The organism is Streptacidiphilus sp. MAP12-16 (genome assembly GCF_041262165.1).
Lineage (GTDB): Bacteria > Actinomycetota > Actinomycetes > Streptomycetales > Streptomycetaceae > Streptacidiphilus.
The window spans coordinates 129,860-145,360 of the sequence record NZ_JBGCBY010000015.1; the positions used below are offsets into that span (position 1 = coordinate 129,860).

Below are 15,501 nucleotides of genomic sequence, written 5' to 3' on the forward strand. Positions count from 1 at the left end.
ACCGTCAGATAATCTCTTCCAGTCTCCGCGCTGCTGCGCCATGCTGCCTTCCATGAGGACGGAACTCAGCGAACGGCTCGGTATCGAACACGCCATCTTCGGTTTCACGCCCTTCCCCGCCGTCGCCGCGGCGATCAGCAGGGCCGGGGGCCTCGGCGTCCTCGGCGCGGTCCGCTACGGCGCGGCCGAGGAGCTCGCCAAGGACCTGGACTGGATGGACGCCCACGTCGACGGCCTGCCCTACGGCGTGGACGTCGTCATGCCCGCCAAGAAGGTCGAGAACGTCACCATCGCCGAGGTGGAGGCGATGATCCCCGAGGGTCACCGCGACTTCGTCCGGGAGACTCTCGCCCGCTACGGCGTCCCCGAACTCCCCGAGGGCGAGCGCGGCGGCTGGCGGATCACCGGCTGGATGGAGGACGTGGCACGCTCCCACGTCGATGTCGCGCTAGAACATCCCATCAAGCTGCTCGCCAGCGCACTCGGCTCGCCGCCCGCCGACATCATCGACCGCGCGCACGCCGCCGGCGTGCTGGTCGCCGCCCTCGCGGGCAGCGCCCGCCACGCCCGCCACCATGCCGAGGCGGGCATCGACATCGTCGTCGCCCAGGGCCACGAAGCCGGCGGCCACACCGGCGAGATCGGCACCATGGTGCTGGTCCCCGAGATCGTCGCCGCCGTCGCGCCCATGCCGGTGCTCGCGGCCGGCGGCATCGGCACCGGCGCGCAGGTCGCGGCGGGCTTCGCCCTCGGCGCCGAGGGCGTCTGGCTCGGCTCGATCTGGCTGACGGTCGCGGAGTCCGAGCTCAACTCGCAGGTGCTGCGCGGCAAACTGCTCGCGGCGGGCTCCGGCGACACGGTGCGCTCCCGCGCACTGACCGGCAAGCCCGCACGGCAGCTCCGTACCGCCTGGACCGACGCCTGGGAGGAGCCCGACAGCCCCGGCACACTGCCCATGCCGCTGCAGGGCCTGCTGGTCGCGGACGCGGTGAGCCGGATCCAGAACTACGAGACCGCCGAGCTGATCGGCACACCGGTCGGGCAGATCGTCGGACAGATGAACCAGGAGCGGCCCGTCGCCGCCGTGATGGACGAGCTCACCCGGGGTTTCGAGCGCGCCGTCGCCCGGCTCGACCGGATCGCAGAGCACGGCCGCGGCGGCGTCAACGCAGGGGCCGATGCCGAGGTCGTCGCCGAGGAGGGCAGGCAGCAGTGACCACTCCGCCAACTCCCGCTCCCGCCCTGCCTGCGGGCTTCTGGGCCCAGGCCGCCGCCGACCCCGACCGCGTCGTGCTGTTCGCCCCCGACGGCACCCCCTGGACCGCAGGACAGTTGCACGCCGCCGCCAACCAGCTCGTCCACGGGCTGCGCGACGCCGGGCTCGCCGTAGGCGACGCCTTCGCGGTGGTGCTGCCCAACGGCGTCGAGCTGTTCACCGCGTACCTGGCCGCCGCCCAGGCCGGGTTCTACCTGGTGCCGGTCAACCACCACCTGGTCGGCCCCGAGATCGCCTGGATCGTCTCCGACAGCGGCGCGAAGGTGCTGATCGCCCACGAGCGATTCGGTGAAGCCTCGACCTCAGCCGCCGAAGAGGCGGAGCTCCCCAAGGAGCGCCGCTACGCGGTCGGCGACCTGCCCGGCTTCCGCCCGTACGGTGACCTGCCGGCCGGTCAGCCCGCCTCGCCGCCCGCCGACCGCACCACCGGCTGGGTCATGAACTACACCTCGGGGACGACAGGGCGGCCGCGCGGTATCCGCCGGCCACTTCCCGGCAAGCCCCCGGAGCAGACCCCGTTGGGCGGCTTCCTCGGGATCTTCGGCATCAGGCCGGGCGAGGGAAACGTCCATCTGGTCTGCTCGCCGCTCTACCACACGGCCGTGCTGCAGTTCGCCGGAGCCTCGCTGCACCTCGGCCACCAGGTCGTGCTGATGGACCGCTGGACGCCCGAGGAGATGCTGCGGCTGATCGACCGTCACCGGGTGACCCACACCCACATGGTGCCGACCCAGTTCCACCGGCTGCTGGCACTGCCGGCGGAGACCCGCGACCGCTACGACGTGTCGTCGATGCGCCACGCCATCCATGGTGCCGCGCCCTGCCCCGACCATGTGAAGCGCGCCATGATCGACTGGTGGGGCGAGTGCGTCGAGGAGTACTACGCCGCGAGCGAGGGCGGCGGCACCTTCGCCACCGCCAAGGACTGGCTGGAACGCCCCGGAACGGTCGGGCGCCCCTGGCCGATCAGCGAGGTCGCCGTTCTGGACGACGACGGAACGCTGGTCCCGGCGGGGGAGTTGGGCACCGTCTATATGAAGATGAACACCGGCGGCTTCAGCTATCACAAGGACGAGGCCAAGACCCGGCAGAACCGGGTCGGCGGATTCTTCACGGTCGGGGACCTCGGGGTGCTGGACCAGGACGGCTACCTCTACCTGCGCGACCGCAAGATCGACATGATCATCTCAGGTGGCGTCAACATCTATCCCGCCGAGATCGAGTCGGCACTCCTCGCCCACCCGGGCGTCGCCGACGCCGCCGCCTTCGGCATCCCGCACGACGACTGGGGCGAGGAGGTCAAGGCCGTGATCGAGCCCGCCCCCGGTCATCAGCCGGGACCGGACCTGGCGGCCGACATCCTCGCCCACTGCGAGCGGCAACTCGCCAAGTACAAGTGCCCGCGCTCGGTCGACTTCGTCGCCGAACTGCCCCGCGATCCCAATGGAAAGCTCTACAAGCGCCGCCTGCGCGACCCGTACTGGGAGGGCCGCACGCGGCGGCTCTGACGCCGCGCGGGACGCTGCCGGCTTTTCAGTCGGACAGCGGAGTCAGGCAGCGGAGTCGGGCAGCGGCGACCCGGTAGGTGCGCCCGTCGGGCGAGCGGGTCAGCAGGCCCGCGTCGATCAGGTAGCGACGCAGGGCGGAGAAGTCGTCCCAGTACTGGCGCAGGGCGATGTTGACCTCCGGCTCGCCATAGCTGACACCCGGCTCGAACGCGCGCCGGGCCAGGTACTCCAGCAGCGCCTGCCGGCGGGCCGGACGGGCGGGGATGCCGGTGAGTCGTCCATCTTTGAACAGCTCGGCGACGTCATCGCGGGCAGCGGGGCCCGCCGGGCGCAGTGCCTCGCCGAAGGCGTCCACGCGGGCGACGGTCCTGCCGTCCGGCGACAGGACGACCAGCCCGGCCTGGGCAAGCCGGGCGAGATGCTGCATGGCGGCAGGTTCCGAAGTGCGCAGCTCGGCGGCGTCGACTCCCGCCTCCCCGGCGAGGACGACCCGGGCGAAGACGCGCAACCGAACCGGGTCGGCGAGGGCCGAGGCCAGAGGCGCGAGGGTCGCTACGGTCGTGGGCTGGGACACGGGTCTTCCTTTCGACGGAACCCACTCACGCTAGAACCCCAGGCCGGGGCACCGCCACGGGATTTTCGCGTGGGCGGGTGCGCTGGCGGCGGCGGATGGCGGGCGGGCCGGACGGCGGGGTCGCTTGGACGGCCGGGCCCAGTGCCGTCCCCGGCCGTGGCCGCCCGCTTCGTGGCTCGGGTCAGGGTCGCCCCTGGCCCCAGGTGCGTGAGACCGACCGGCAAATGGTGGCTGGCGTCGCGGGGCGATGGCCTTCGCCCCCTCCCTCGCCCCGCTCCTTCATCCAGCCACCATTCGCCGGTCGGTCTTGTTCCGGCGGGCAGCCGGGAATACGCCGGGATAAGTCGCGGCCCGGGTGCTGCCGTTGCCCGCCGGGGGGCTCCCACTGTCCCTCCGCGGGCCGCCCGGGTGACCGAGTTCACCGGACGGTCGGATGCGCGGGGCGGCCCGTGCCGGGCATGATCGACATCATCCCGTCCAAGGAGCCGCCAGATGTCCGATGTACCGCCTCGCGAGCGCGCCGCGCTGATGGTCGAGTGGCAGGCCAGAGCCTGCGCCAAGCTTGGGTCGCCGCTGTACGACGCTCTGCTGACGGGGGTCGCCGGCGACATCAGGGCGGGTGGGCCGTGTGCGGACGCCGTTGCCGGCTACGAGAACGCGCCTGGTCCTGACGCGATCGCGCTGCGCTTGGTCGGCGCGGTGCACGCGCTGGTCCTCACCGGCCGGGCCCCGGAGCTCGCTGCGTACTATCCCACCGCCGGGGGCGCGTTTCGACCCGAGCTGGCGGAGGCCTGCTGGGAGGCGTTCCGTGGCACCGTCGCGGCCGAACTGCCGTGGGTTCGGGACTGGATGACCCGGCCGCCGCAGACCAATGAGGTCGGTCGGGCCAACCTGCTGATCACGGGGCTGTTGCAGGTCACTCAGGCTGCTGCCCCGCTGCCGATCCGGCTGTTCGAGCTTGGGTCGAGCGCGGGACTGAACCTCCGGCCGGAGCTCTTCCGATACTCGGCGGAGGGGTTCGCGTGGGGTCCGGTCGCCTCCCCCGTTGTGCTCGCTGACGCCTGGCGCGGCGACCCGCCGGCTTGGCTCACCGCAGCCGCAGGGTCCGCGGAGCAACAGGCGCTCACCGTCGTGGAGCGGCGCGGCTGCGACCTGACGCCGATCGACCCGCTGTCCGAGGCGGGTGCGCTCGCCCTGCGCGCGTACGTGTGGCCGGACCAGGCAGATCGTCATGCGCGGCTCGCGGGCGCGCTGCGCCTCGCGGCCGAGATCCCGGTCGAGGTGGAGACGATGGGAGCTGCCGAGTTCCTCGGCGGAGTGCACCTGGAGCCGGGGACCCTCACGGTGGTCTGGCATTCGATCATGCGTCAGTACGTCCCGGCCGAGGAGTGGGCGCGAGTGGAACGCGAGCTCAGCCGGCTGGCGGCCGCGAGCACGCCGCAGGCGGCGTTCGCGCACATCGCGTTCGAGCCGGAGCGGGTGGGGGACCGCTTCCCGTGCCGGCTGACCGTCCGCCAGGGGGCGGCCGAGCGCGGCGTCCTCGCAGAGGCGCTCCCGCACGGCGTCCCCGCCTGGGCCGTGTGACCCGGGGGTCCAGCGGGTCAGCCGCTCCGCCCCGTCGCCGCAGCTGTCGGCCCAGATACCGCCCCAGCCCCAGCTGCAGGCGCTACCGCGCCACTTCGCCCTGTGCCCAGCGCATGTCCGGCTTGCCGGTCGGCGTGCGCTGGACCTCGGTCACGAGGCGTAACTGACGCGGGATCTTGTAGCCCGCGAGATGGCCACGGCAGTGGCTCTGCAGCTGCTGGAGTGTCAGATCCCCGGCCCCCGTGCGGGGCTGGACCAGGGCGACCACCGTCTCGCCCCAGCGCTCGTCCGCCGCGCCGACGACCACCGTGTCGTACACCGAGGGATGGGCTTTGATCACCGACTCCACCTCCTCGGGAAAGATCTTCTCTCCGCCGGAGTTGATACAGGACGAGCCCCGCCCTAGCAGGGTGATCCGTCCGTCCTCCTCGCGCCGCGCCCAGTCGCCGGGAACGGCGTAGCGGGTGCCGTCCGAGTGGGTGCGGAACACCTCGGCGCTCTTCACCGGGTCGCCGAGGTAGCGGAGCGGGACGTTGCCTCGGCGGGCGAGCTTGCCCACGACGCCGGGTGGCAGCGGATTGAGGTCGTCGTCGACGACCTCCGAGTCGCCGATCGCCTTGGTGGTCACCCCGCCGGAACTCTTCTCGCCTGCCTGGGCGCTGTCGCTGCTCCACTGGCTGATGCCGCCCGCGCCGCCCTCGGAGGAGCCGACCGCATCGCTGAGGTAGAGCGTCGGGAAGCGGTCCAGGAAGCGCTGCTTCACGGAGGCGGAGAACAGCGCCGCGCTGCTCACCAGCCCGAAGAAGGCGTTGAGGTCGTACTCGGGCCGACCCGCTTCGTCCACGGTCTCGATCAGCGGGCGACCCATCGCGTCCCCCGTGATCATGACGACGTTGGCGTGCTCCGATGCCACCAGCTCCCAGACCCGGTGAGGGTCGAAGCGGTCGAGCAGGATAGCCCGGTTGCCCTTGAACAACTGCTGCATCAGCCCCCACTGCGTGGCGCCGTGCATCAGCGGGGCGATCGGGAAGAAGGTCACCGGGTTGTCGTAGGCGGTGCTGACGATCTCCTCGGGAGTGGCCATGCGATGGCCGTTGGTGACGTCGATGCCGCCGCCGAGCGCGAAGAAGACGTCCTCCTGGCGCCAGACCACGCCCTTGGGCAGCCCGGTCGTCCCACCCGTGAAAAGCAGGTAGTGGTCGTCGGGGGAGCGGGGCGCGAAGTCGCGCTGCGGGCCGCCGGAGTCGAGGGCCTTCTCATAGGGCACGGCGGGCAGGGCCGGCAGGGCCGAGGTGGCGGCTGATGTGCTCGCGCCGTCCTCGATCACGAGCAGATGGCGCAGGCCGGGGAGCCCCGGGGCGACCTCGGCGACCTGCGCGGCATAACGGTCCTGGTAGATCAGTGCGGCCGGCTCCGCCATGCCCAGCAGGTACGTCAACTCGTCAGCGACGTAGCGGTAGTTGACGTTGACGCAGACGGCGCGGATCTTGCAGATCGCGAGCAGCGACTCCACCCACTCGGCGCGGTTGAGCGCGTAGACGCCGACCCGGTCGCCGGGACCGATTCCCGCCTCCGACAGGTGGTGGGCCAGGCGGTTGGCGCGCTCGTCGAGTTCCTCGAAGGTGCGCCGCTGGATGCCGGGTTCGTCGGTACGGGCGCAGGTGATCGCCTCACGCGCCGGGAAGTGGTCAACCGCTTGCTCGAACAGATCGGCCAGGTTGAATTCCATGCGCGGAGAGTAGGAGCGGGAAGCGGAGAACTCCAGAGTGGTGACGCCCTTGAAAAGCTGCCGGGAAGACTGCAACCTGTTCTAAATCTGACGATGTGTCAAATGAAGGGCTCCACATGAAGGGCTCCGGCATGAGCAGCACCGAACATCTCAGTATCGAGCGGCACGGAGCGACGCTGGTACTCACCCTGAACCGGCCCGAGGCCAAGAACGCGTTCTCGATTCCCATGCTGGTCGGACTGCACGACGCCTGGCTGGAAGCCGACGCCGACGACGACATCCGCTCGGTCGTGCTCACCGGAGCAGGCGGCGACTTCTGTGCCGGCATGGACCTCAAGGCACTCGCCAGTGGGGGGCTCGCCGGCGGGGGGTTCGCCGAGGACGACCCCTACCGCGCCCGGCTCAAGGCCGACCCCGACCTGCACTGGAAGGCGATGCTGCGCCACTATCGGCCGCGCAAGCCCGTGGTCGCCGCCGTCGAGGGCGTCTGCGTGGCCGGAGGCACGGAGATCCTCCAGGCCACCGACATCCGGGTGGCGGGGGAGTCGGCGAGCTTCGGACTGTTCGAGGTGCGGCGCGGTCTGTTCCCGGTCGGTGGTTCCACGGTCCGGTTGCAGCGGCAGATTCCGCGGACGCACGCCCTGGAGATGCTGCTCACCGGCCGCCGCTACACCGCAGCGGAAGCCCGCGACATCGGCCTGGTCGGCAGCCTGGTTCCGGACGGCGGCGCGCTCAAGCGCGCGCTTGAACTCGCCGAGGCCGTCAACGAGGCCGCGCCACTCGCCGTCGAGGCGGTCAAGCGCTCGGTCTACGAGACGGCTGCGCTCAGCGAGGAGGACGGACTCGCCCGCGAGCTGGAGATCGGCTGGCCGATCTTCGCCACCGAGGACGCCAAGGAGGGCCCCCGCGCCTTCGCCGAGCGCCGCCCCGCCGTCTACCGCCGCCGCTGACCGTGCAGAAACGCTGACCGTGCAGAAACGCTGACCGTGCAGAAACGCTGACCGTGCAGCCAACGGAGAACAGCAAACGGAGAAGAAGAGGCCCAGCATGCCCGAAGTGCTCAGCGCCCCCCTGATCGTCGAGTTCCCTTTCACCCGCTCCACCGGGCCGGTCATCGGCGCCTTCCTCACCGGGCTGCGCGAACGCGTCGTCCTCGGCATCCGGGGCAGCGCCGGCCGGGTGCTCTGCCCGCCCGCCGAGTACGACCCGGTCACCGCAGAGGAGTTGACGGAACTGGTCGCCCTGCCCGGCACCGGCACCGTGACCACCTGGGCCTGGAATGCCCGCCCCCGCCCGTACCAGCCCCTCACCACCCCCTTCGCCTGGGTCCTGGTCCGGCTCGACGGCGCGGACACCGCCCTGCTGCACGCCCTCGACGCACCCCCGCCGGGCAGCGGCGACCCGCGCGCCGTACGCACCGGGCTGCGCGTCACCGTCCGCTGGGCCGGGCAGCGCAGCGGCGCCATCACCGACATCGCCTGCTTCGAGCCGATCCCCGAGGAGGCCTGACCATGGACACCGCGGACCTGCTCGCCACCGTCCCCGCGCTCGCGGGAGCGGAACCCGTCACCCGGGTCACCCTCCCCGCCCGCCTGGACTACATCCACACACCCGGTGCGGCCCAGTCCCGCTTCCTCAACGCCCTCGCCGAGAAGCGGTTCCTCGCCGAACGCTGCCCCAAGTGCACCCGCGTCTACATCCCGCCCAAGGGCGTCTGCCCCACCTGCGGCCTGGCCACCACCGAGCGCCTCGAACTCCCGCATGTCGGAACGATCACCACCTTCTGCATCGTCAACATCGCCGCTCGCGGCCTCGACGTCGAAGTCCCCTACTGCTACGCCTACGTCCTCCTCGACGGCGCGCATGTCAGCCTGCACGCCCGGATCGGGGACATCCCGCACGACCAGGTCCACGTCGGCCAGCGCGTCCAGCCCGTTTGGAACGAGCAGAAGCTCGGCCCGAGCCTGGCCGGCATCAGCCACTTCCGCCCCACCGGCGAACCCGACGCCGACCCCGAGAGCTACCGGAGGTGGATGTAGCCATGTCCTCGTCCCCCGATCCGCAGCACACCCGCAGGGCTGACGCAGGCAGGGACGTCGCGAGCAGGGACGTCGCCGTCGTCGCCTTCGCCCAGACCAGCCACCGGCGCAGCACCGACCAGCTCTCCGAGGTCGAGCTGGTGCTGCCGGTCCTCCACGACGTACTCAAGCAGACAGGTCTGACAACCGACCGGATCGGCTTCACCTGCTCCGGCAGCAGCGACTATCTGGCCGGCCGTGCCTTCTCCTTCACCATGACTCTGGACGGGGTCGGCGCCTGGCCGCCCATCTCCGAGTCGCACGTCGAGATGGACGGTGCCTGGGCCCTCTACGAGGCGTGGGTGAAGCTCCGTACCGGACAGGCCGACACCGCCCTCGTCTACTCCTACGGCAAGTCCTCGCCCGGCAGTGTGCGCGACGTGCTGACCCGCCAGCTCGACCCCTACACCCTGGCGCCGCTGTGGCCCGACTCCGTCGCGCTCGCCGCGCTGCAGACCCAGGCCCTGATCGACGCCGGGATCACCGACGAGCGCGCCCTGGCCGCCATCGCGGTGCGCTCCCGCCGCGCGGCCGAGGGCAACCCGCACGCTCAGCTGCGCGGCAGCGCGGACGTGAACGAGCTGCTGGCGGAGCCCTACGAGGTACGGCCGCTGCGCCGGCACGACTGCCCGCCGATCAGCGACGGGGCCGCCGCCGTGATCCTCGCCGTCGGCGACACGGCGAGGGCGCTGCACCCCCGCCCGGCCTGGATCCGCGGCATCGACCACCGCATCGAGGCCCACCAGCCCGGCGTGCGGGACCTCACCGAGTCGCCGTCCACGCGCCTCGCGGCGGTCCGCGCCGGGGCGTTCGACGCGCCGCTGGACACCGTCGAGCTGCATGCGCCCTTCACCGGGCAGGAGGTGATCCTCCGTCGCGCCCTCGACCTCGACGACGCGGTCGAGGTCAACCCGTCCGGCGGCCCGCTGGCCGCCAACCCGGTGATGGCCGCCGGGCTCATCCGCATCGGCGAGGCCGCAGCCCGGATCCACCGGGGCGAGTCCCGCTGGGCACTCGCCCACGCCACCTCAGGCCCCTGCCTGCAGCAGAACCTGGTGGCAGTCATGGAGGGAGACCAGTGAGCAGCCCCGCAGCGACCACCGGCGCGGCGAGCAGTCGCGCTGCCCGTTCCGGCCAGGAGCCCGTCGCGATCGTCGGCATCGGCCAGACCAAGCACGTGTCGGCCCGGCAGGACGTGTCCATCGCCGGACTGGTCCGCGAGGCGGCCGTCCGGGCCCTCGCCGACGCCGAGCTGACCTGGGCCGACATCGACGCCGTCGTCATCGGCAAGGCTCCGGACTTCTTCGAGGGCGTGATGATGCCGGAGCTCTACCTGGCGGAGGCGCTCGGCGCGGTCGGCAAGCCCATGCTGCGGGTCCACACCGCCGGGTCGGTCGGCGGTTCGACCACCCTGGTCGCCGCCAACCTCGTCGCCGCACGGGTGCACGGCACCGTGCTGACCGTCGCGTTCGAGAAGCAGTCCGAGTCCAACGCGATGTGGGGCCTGTCCCTGCCGGTTCCCTTCCAGGCACCGCTCACCGCAGGCGCCGGAGGCTTCTTCGCCCCGCACGTCCGTGCCTACATGCGCCGGTCCGGCGCACCGGACCACATCGGGTCCCTGGTCGCGTTCAAGGACCGCCGCAACGCGCTGAAGAACCCCTACGCGCATCTCCACGAGCACGGGCTGACGCTGGAGAAGGTCCGGTCGGCGCCGATGCTGTGGGACCCGATCCGCTACTCGGAGACCTGCCCGTCCTCGGACGGCGCCTGCGCCATGGTGCTCACCGACGTGCGGGGGGCCGCCCGCGCGCCCAGCCCGCCGGCCTGGATGCATGGCGGGGCGATGCGCAGCGAGCCCACCATCTTCGCCGGCAAGGACTACGTCAGCCCCCGGGCCGGTCGCGACTGCGCCGCCGACGTGTACCACCAGGCGGGGGTGGCCGACCCGCGCCGCCAGGTCGACGTGGTGGAGATGTACGTCCCCTTCTCCTGGTACGAGCCGATGTGGCTGGAGAACCTGGGCTTCGCCGACCAGGGCGAGGGCTGGAAGCTCGTCGAGTCCGGGGTCACCGAGATGGACGGCGATCTTCCGGTGAACCCCTCGGGCGGCGTGCTCTCCAGCAACCCCATCGGCGCTTCGGGCATGATCCGCTTCGCCGAGGCGGCCCTCCAGGTGCGGGGACAGGCGGGCGAGCACCAGGTCGACGGAGCCCGGCTGGCCCTGGGCCACGCCTACGGCGGGGGCGCGCAGTTCTTCTCCATGTGGCTCGTCGGAAGCGAGCGCCCGGACCGTTGAGCTGACGGCCCGAACCCGGGAGAGTGGATCGTGTCAAAGCCCTCCTCCGGGCACATCGCCGGAAGTTACAGTGGGATCACGAGACGGGAGGATCACGACGTGGCAAGCGACGCATTCTTTGGTGACAGTGCGGGGGCCGGCGTCCTCACCCAGCGCAGTCCGCTCGATGAGGGATCCGACGGGAGGAAGCCGAAGCTCGACCTCGCCGAGGCCGAGTGGCTTTCCAGCAGCAACGGTGTGGGCGACGTGCAGATCGCCTTCGTCGAGGGCTACATCGCCATGCGCGACGGGCGGAGCCCGGACGGACCCGCACTGATCTTCACCCCCGCGGAATGGCGGGCCTTCGTGCTCGGCGCGCGGGACGGCGAGTTCGACCTGACCTGACCTGGCTCGACCTCGCTCGACCTGACCGGCCTGATCGTCCGACCGGTCCGAACGCGTCCTGATGCGGATGCGCCGCGCCGACCACCCCCACGGGGCCGACGCGGCGCATCCTGCGGTCCGTACCTCGCACACCCCCACGCGGCGAGGCGAACGGACCCGTCCGCCGGTACGTGGCCGAGGTGGCCCCGCAGTCCGATGGACGTGCCTGGTGGTTGCTGGTTCTGGTTGCTGGTCCTGACGGTGCGACAGCGCTCGTGCGCCATGCCCCCCGGACGCCGGTGACCAGGGATGACACGGGAGCACCGGCAGCGCCGGTCTCAGCGCAGCCGATTCAGCACGGGTAGTGGTTCAAACACAGGTAGTGGTTCAGCAGTCGCACTGCCGGGTGAAGTTCACCGACAGGCGGCGGACGTGACTCGCTGCAGGTCCAAGTGACCTCTGCGGACAAGACGTACTGATCTCCCCATGTCGCCGACCGTAATCGGAACGTGATGCATCCGTCAACTGGCATCTTGAACGCCGGACGAGTGCGAACGAGCTCCGGCGACACAGCGGCGGGGCCAGTCCGCGGCCGCCGAGCGGCCACGTACGATGTCCCCATGGCATTCCTCCGCCGCCGCTCCGGCACGCCCGCAGGTCCGGACTTCGACGTTCTCGCGATGGACCCGGGCGACTGGCCCGGTGACTTCGGAGCGGCGCTGCTCGCCGACGCCGAGGACGGCAGCTGCCAGGGGATCTTCCTGCGGTACGACCTGTTGGGGGGCCGTGGCGCCTCGATGGTGATCGGCAACCTCCGCGAGGGCTCCCCGGCCCGCGAGCCCGAGGACGGCGTGCCGTTCGAGGTCCGCCAGCTGCTCGCGGCCATCGGCAACGACGAGCCGGTGGGAGTGGTCGAGACTGAGGACTTCCCGGTGATGCTCGGCGATGACCTGCTGATCGTGAAGAAGGTCAAGCTCTCGGAGAGCCGGGTGGCGTGTGTCCAGTTCGGGCGCAGCGACGGCATCCAGGTCACGGTAGCCACCTGGGACCGTCCGATCACCGACGATCTCTACAAGCTGCTCAAGCCGCTGCCCGCGGAAATGTTCCGGGCCTGACGGCATGGCCGAGCGCGGAGCACTCTGCGAACGAACCGGCGGCCGGTTGACGGCCGTGCCGGGCGCCTCGTACGTTCCCGCCGTGCCCCGCCGCGTGCCACTCACCCGCCGAAGCTATCTCGACCTGATGCGGGTCACCAGTGCGGCCTGTCGCCGTTGGCGCTAGCTCCCTCCTAGGCCTGTCCGGCCTAGGAGTTCCGGGCGCCGACCGGCACCACGTCCACTGACAGGTTCACGCTGCTGCACGGAGGCTTCGCATGACGACTGCCGCCCGCCATCCCTGCGTCTCCGACGCCGTCGCCCGCCTTCCCCGGGTTGTCGACCTGCTCGCCGCCCGCGCCCAGGAGCACGACCGCGACGCCTGCTTCCCCTACCAGGGCATCGAGGCCGTGCACGAAGCCGGACTGCTCACGCTCACCGTGGCGGAACGTTACGGCGGCGCGGCGGGCGGCCTCGCCGACACCGTCCGGGTCCTGGTCGAGCTCGGCCGGGGTGACCCCTCGGTGGCCCTGGTCACCGCGCTGACCCTGCTCACCCACGCGGAGCAGGCCCGCGCCCCGTACTGGCCCGAGGCCGCGTACGCGGAGCTGCTCGCCGACTCCGCGCGCGGTCCGGCCCTCGTCGGCCTGCTCGGCCCTGAGCCGACGCTCGGCGACGCGTCCGTGGTCGCCCGACGTGAGGACGGGTTCTGGCGGCTGACCGGCCGAAGGTCCTGCGTCCCAGGGGCGGAGGCGCTCGCCTGGATGGCGGTGTCGGCGCGCACCGACGAGGACGAGCCCAGGGAACTGGTGTTCCTGGTCCAGGGCGACACCCCCGGCGTCCAGGTCGAGCCGACCTGGGACCAGCTGGGGTTGCGGGCCACCGCGAGCCACGACGTGCTGTTCGACGGCGTACTCGTCGCGGCTGACGCGGTCGTCGCACAGCAGGCGACCCTCGGCGCGCTCTGGTGCGACCTCGCACTGCCCGCCGTCTACCTCGGTGTCGCGCAGGCGGCCCGGGACTGGCTGGTGCGGTCGCTGCACACGCCGCTCCCGGAATCCTTGGACGCGCTGCACCACGCGGCTCTCGGGCGGGTCGAGATCGAACTCGTCGGAGCCGAGGAGCTCCTGCTCTCGCTGGCCCGGCAGGTCGACGCCGGCGATCCCCGAGCGGCCGACCGCACCGGTGCGGTGAGGCTCCTCGTCACCCGCGCCGCTATCGGAGCCGTCGAGCACGCCGTGGCGCTCAGCGGCAGCGGAGGGCTGAGCCGGGCCCACCCGCTGGAGCGGCATCTCCGCGACGTCCAGCACGCCCGCCTGCAGGGTCCGCACGAGCACGAGATCCTGACCACCGCCGGACGGCGGGCGCTGCAGGGCCGGTGATCCCCCGTCAGCAGACTCGGCAGCTTCGTCGGAGTCCGCGGACTTCGGGAACTCCGCGAACTCCGCGGAGTCAGCGCGTGCCCACCGCGGCGCGCACCGCGCGCCGCGCCAGCGCCGCGTCCTCGTGCAGCCGCCGGATCAAGATCCGCTGCTCCTCGCCCGCACCCGGTACGTCGTGCATCCGGATCTCCCGCATGAGCACCAGGATCAGGTTCACCAGGAAGGCGTCCCTCGGCAACGTCCCCGAGGACTGGGCGACCTGGCTGATCTGCCGCCGGGCGGCGGTGTCCCCGGAGAGCACGGTCCACAGCACCGCCAGGTCGTAGCCCGGCAGGTACCAGCCGGCCTGCTCCCAGTCGACCAGAACCGGCCCTGACGGGGCCAGCAGAACGTTGGTGAGCAGGGCGTCCCCGTGGCAGAACTGCGGTGCGGTGTGCGCCAGTCCGTGCAACAGGTGCTGCAGGTCCCCGGCGTCACGGTCGGTCAGCAGGCCGAGCGCGTGGTAGCGGGCGATCTCGCGGGGGTAGTCCAGCGGCCGGTCGAAGGAGCCGGTCGGGGGGCGCCACAGGTTGAGCGACCGTACCGCGCCGAGGATGGCGCGGACCTCGCCAGGGGAAGGGGTGTTGCAGGGGTGCCGCTCCCGGGCGGCGGGCCGTCCCGGTACCCGCTCCATCAGCAGGACGCAGCGGTCGGTGTCGGCGGCGACCAGCTTGGGCAGTCGGGCCGGAGGGCGCTGCCGGACGAAGGTCCGGTAGGCCGCCACCTCCCGCCGCAGCAACTCGGCGGCCTCCCTGGTCGTCCGGGTGACCTCGCGGCCCGGAAGGGGCGGGGTGAGGCACTTGGCCACGACCGGGGTCCGCCCGGCCGTACCGACGACCAGCACATGGTGTTCGTCCTCCCGCAGGAGCTGCCGGGGGACGAAGGCGGGACATATCCGCGAGACACCGGCCAGCGCGGCGCGCAGCCTGGGTGACTGCTCTGCGGGGTTGTCCAGCCTCGGTGCTCCGACCGGGACGGCAGGCCGGACGGCACCGACGCGGCGGGCCGCCGAGGGGGCGGCAGGGTGCTGCTGGGGCCGCGTGGGCTGGCCGTACTGCTCGCGCTCACGGACGTGGGGATCACCGCCGACGGCTGGACGGTGGCGCGGTGGAGAGACCCGGGAGGTCGGTACAGGGGCGGGGGAGAGCGAAGGTGAGTACATGGGTGGTTCCGGGTCCCTTCCTGGCGGGCTGCCGCCGGCGGGCCGGTTGGCCCACCGCGTGTGCTGTGCTCATGCGCCTTGTCGCGGTCGTCTGTCGCGCTTCTGTGTTGCACGTTCCCGGTGGTGCGGCGGTGCGGTGCTCCGGTTCTGCGGTGCTGCGGTTCCACTGGTGCTGCTGGGTGGGTGGCGCGCGACCGGTGCCGCACGTCCGTGGCCGCCGGACAGCGCACCCTGGGGAGTGCGTTGTCCGGAGCGGCCCTGGCGTACTGCGATGCCCGCGCCACCCCTTGCGCCACTCCTGAAACTCCTCCCGCCTCCAGCAACCTGCGCTTGGTGACAGTGGGGTCGAGGTGGCGCGGTTCTACATGACACCCGATCACCCTTGGCGCATCAGTTGGCGCACCCTGGCGAACCCT

The 15,501-nt window shown here is 71.8% G+C and carries 12 protein-coding genes and 1 pseudogene; 10 read left to right on the forward strand and 3 right to left on the reverse strand.

The window, feature by feature from the left end; genetic code table 11:
• The first annotated feature begins 52 nt into the window (after positions 1–52).
• Positions 53–1,216, forward strand: a complete 1,164-nt coding sequence (locus ABIA33_RS21235; RefSeq protein WP_370083921.1) for an NAD(P)H-dependent flavin oxidoreductase — start codon at positions 53–55, stop codon at positions 1,214–1,216.
• Complete coding sequence (locus tag ABIA33_RS21240; RefSeq protein WP_370083922.1) at positions 1,213–2,784, forward strand: acyl-CoA synthetase; 1,572 nt, start codon at positions 1,213–1,215, stop codon at positions 2,782–2,784. The genes ABIA33_RS21235 and ABIA33_RS21240 overlap by 4 nt, the downstream gene beginning before the upstream one ends.
• Before the next feature lie 25 nt (positions 2,785–2,809).
• On the opposite strand, the gene ABIA33_RS21245 is transcribed toward ABIA33_RS21240, so the two are convergent.
• Positions 2,810–3,358 (reverse strand): DUF2087 domain-containing protein, encoded by a 549-nt coding sequence (locus ABIA33_RS21245; protein ID WP_370083923.1) that lies wholly within the window; start codon positions 3,356–3,358, stop codon positions 2,810–2,812.
• Between the two features lie 492 nt (positions 3,359–3,850).
• Here ABIA33_RS21245 and ABIA33_RS21250 point away from each other — a divergent pair, with 492 nt between their 5' ends.
• Complete coding sequence (locus tag ABIA33_RS21250) at positions 3,851–4,942, forward strand: DUF2332 domain-containing protein (RefSeq protein ID WP_370083924.1); 1,092 nt, start codon at positions 3,851–3,853, stop codon at positions 4,940–4,942.
• An 82-nt stretch (positions 4,943–5,024) separates the two neighbouring features.
• On the opposite strand, the gene ABIA33_RS21255 is transcribed toward ABIA33_RS21250, so the two are convergent.
• Positions 5,025–6,671 (reverse strand): acyl-CoA synthetase, encoded by a 1,647-nt coding sequence (locus tag ABIA33_RS21255; RefSeq protein ID WP_370083925.1) that lies wholly within the window; start codon positions 6,669–6,671, stop codon positions 5,025–5,027.
• 131 nt (positions 6,672–6,802) lie between these two features.
• On the opposite strand from ABIA33_RS21255, the gene ABIA33_RS21260 reads away from it, so the two are divergent.
• From ABIA33_RS21260 to ABIA33_RS21290, 7 genes and pseudogenes are all read left to right on the forward strand, one after another.
• Entirely contained in the window at positions 6,803–7,621 is an 819-nt protein-coding gene (locus ABIA33_RS21260; protein WP_370083926.1) for a crotonase/enoyl-CoA hydratase family protein, read from the forward strand.
• A 97-nt stretch (positions 7,622–7,718) separates the two neighbouring features.
• Positions 7,719–8,710 (forward strand): annotated as a pseudogene (locus ABIA33_RS21265) (Zn-ribbon domain-containing OB-fold protein).
• 2 nt (positions 8,711–8,712) lie between these two features.
• Positions 8,713–9,831, forward strand: a complete 1,119-nt coding sequence (locus ABIA33_RS21270; RefSeq protein ID WP_370083927.1) for a thiolase domain-containing protein — start codon at positions 8,713–8,715, stop codon at positions 9,829–9,831.
• Entirely contained in the window at positions 9,828–11,045 is a 1,218-nt protein-coding gene (locus ABIA33_RS21275; RefSeq protein ID WP_370083928.1) for a thiolase domain-containing protein, read from the forward strand. The genes ABIA33_RS21270 and ABIA33_RS21275 overlap by 4 nt, the downstream gene beginning before the upstream one ends.
• A 99-nt stretch (positions 11,046–11,144) precedes the next feature.
• Positions 11,145–11,429 carry a DUF397 domain-containing protein gene (locus ABIA33_RS21280; RefSeq protein ID WP_370083929.1) on the forward strand — a complete coding sequence of 95 codons (285 nt, stop codon included), beginning with the start codon at positions 11,145–11,147 and terminating at the stop codon, positions 11,427–11,429.
• A 599-nt stretch (positions 11,430–12,028) separates the two neighbouring features.
• Complete coding sequence (locus tag ABIA33_RS21285; RefSeq protein ID WP_370083930.1) at positions 12,029–12,523, forward strand: hypothetical protein; 495 nt, start codon at positions 12,029–12,031, stop codon at positions 12,521–12,523.
• A gap of 257 nt (positions 12,524–12,780) precedes the next feature.
• Positions 12,781–13,884 carry an acyl-CoA dehydrogenase family protein gene (locus tag ABIA33_RS21290; RefSeq protein WP_370083931.1) on the forward strand — a complete coding sequence of 368 codons (1,104 nt, stop codon included), beginning with the start codon at positions 12,781–12,783 and terminating at the stop codon, positions 13,882–13,884.
• 70 nt (positions 13,885–13,954) lie between these two features.
• Here ABIA33_RS21290 and ABIA33_RS21295 read toward each other — a convergent pair whose 3' ends face one another.
• On the reverse strand, positions 13,955–15,085 hold the full coding sequence (locus ABIA33_RS21295; protein ID WP_370083932.1) for an aminoglycoside phosphotransferase family protein: 1,131 nt from the start codon (positions 15,083–15,085) through the stop codon (positions 13,955–13,957).
• Positions 15,086–15,501: the final 416 nt, after the last annotated feature.

Excerpts from the sequence above, each read along its gene's own strand:
- ABIA33_RS21270 (WP_370083927.1), top strand. The coding sequence starts at position 8,713 with ATGTCCTCGTCCCCCGATCCGCAGCACACCCGCAGGGCTGACGCAGGC.
- ABIA33_RS21250 (WP_370083924.1), top strand. The coding sequence starts at position 3,851 with ATGTCCGATGTACCGCCTCGCGAGCGCGCCGCGCTGATGGTCGAGTGG.
- ABIA33_RS21290 (WP_370083931.1), top strand. The coding sequence starts at position 12,781 with ATGACGACTGCCGCCCGCCATCCCTGCGTCTCCGACGCCGTCGCCCGC.
- ABIA33_RS21285 (WP_370083930.1), top strand. The coding sequence starts at position 12,029 with ATGGCATTCCTCCGCCGCCGCTCCGGCACGCCCGCAGGTCCGGACTTC.
- ABIA33_RS21295 (WP_370083932.1), bottom strand. The coding sequence starts at position 15,085 with ATGTACTCACCTTCGCTCTCCCCCGCCCCTGTACCGACCTCCCGGGTC.
- ABIA33_RS21235 (WP_370083921.1), top strand. The coding sequence starts at position 53 with ATGAGGACGGAACTCAGCGAACGGCTCGGTATCGAACACGCCATCTTC.
- ABIA33_RS21260 (WP_370083926.1), top strand. The coding sequence starts at position 6,803 with ATGAGCAGCACCGAACATCTCAGTATCGAGCGGCACGGAGCGACGCTG.
- ABIA33_RS21255 (WP_370083925.1), bottom strand. The coding sequence starts at position 6,671 with ATGGAATTCAACCTGGCCGATCTGTTCGAGCAAGCGGTTGACCACTTC.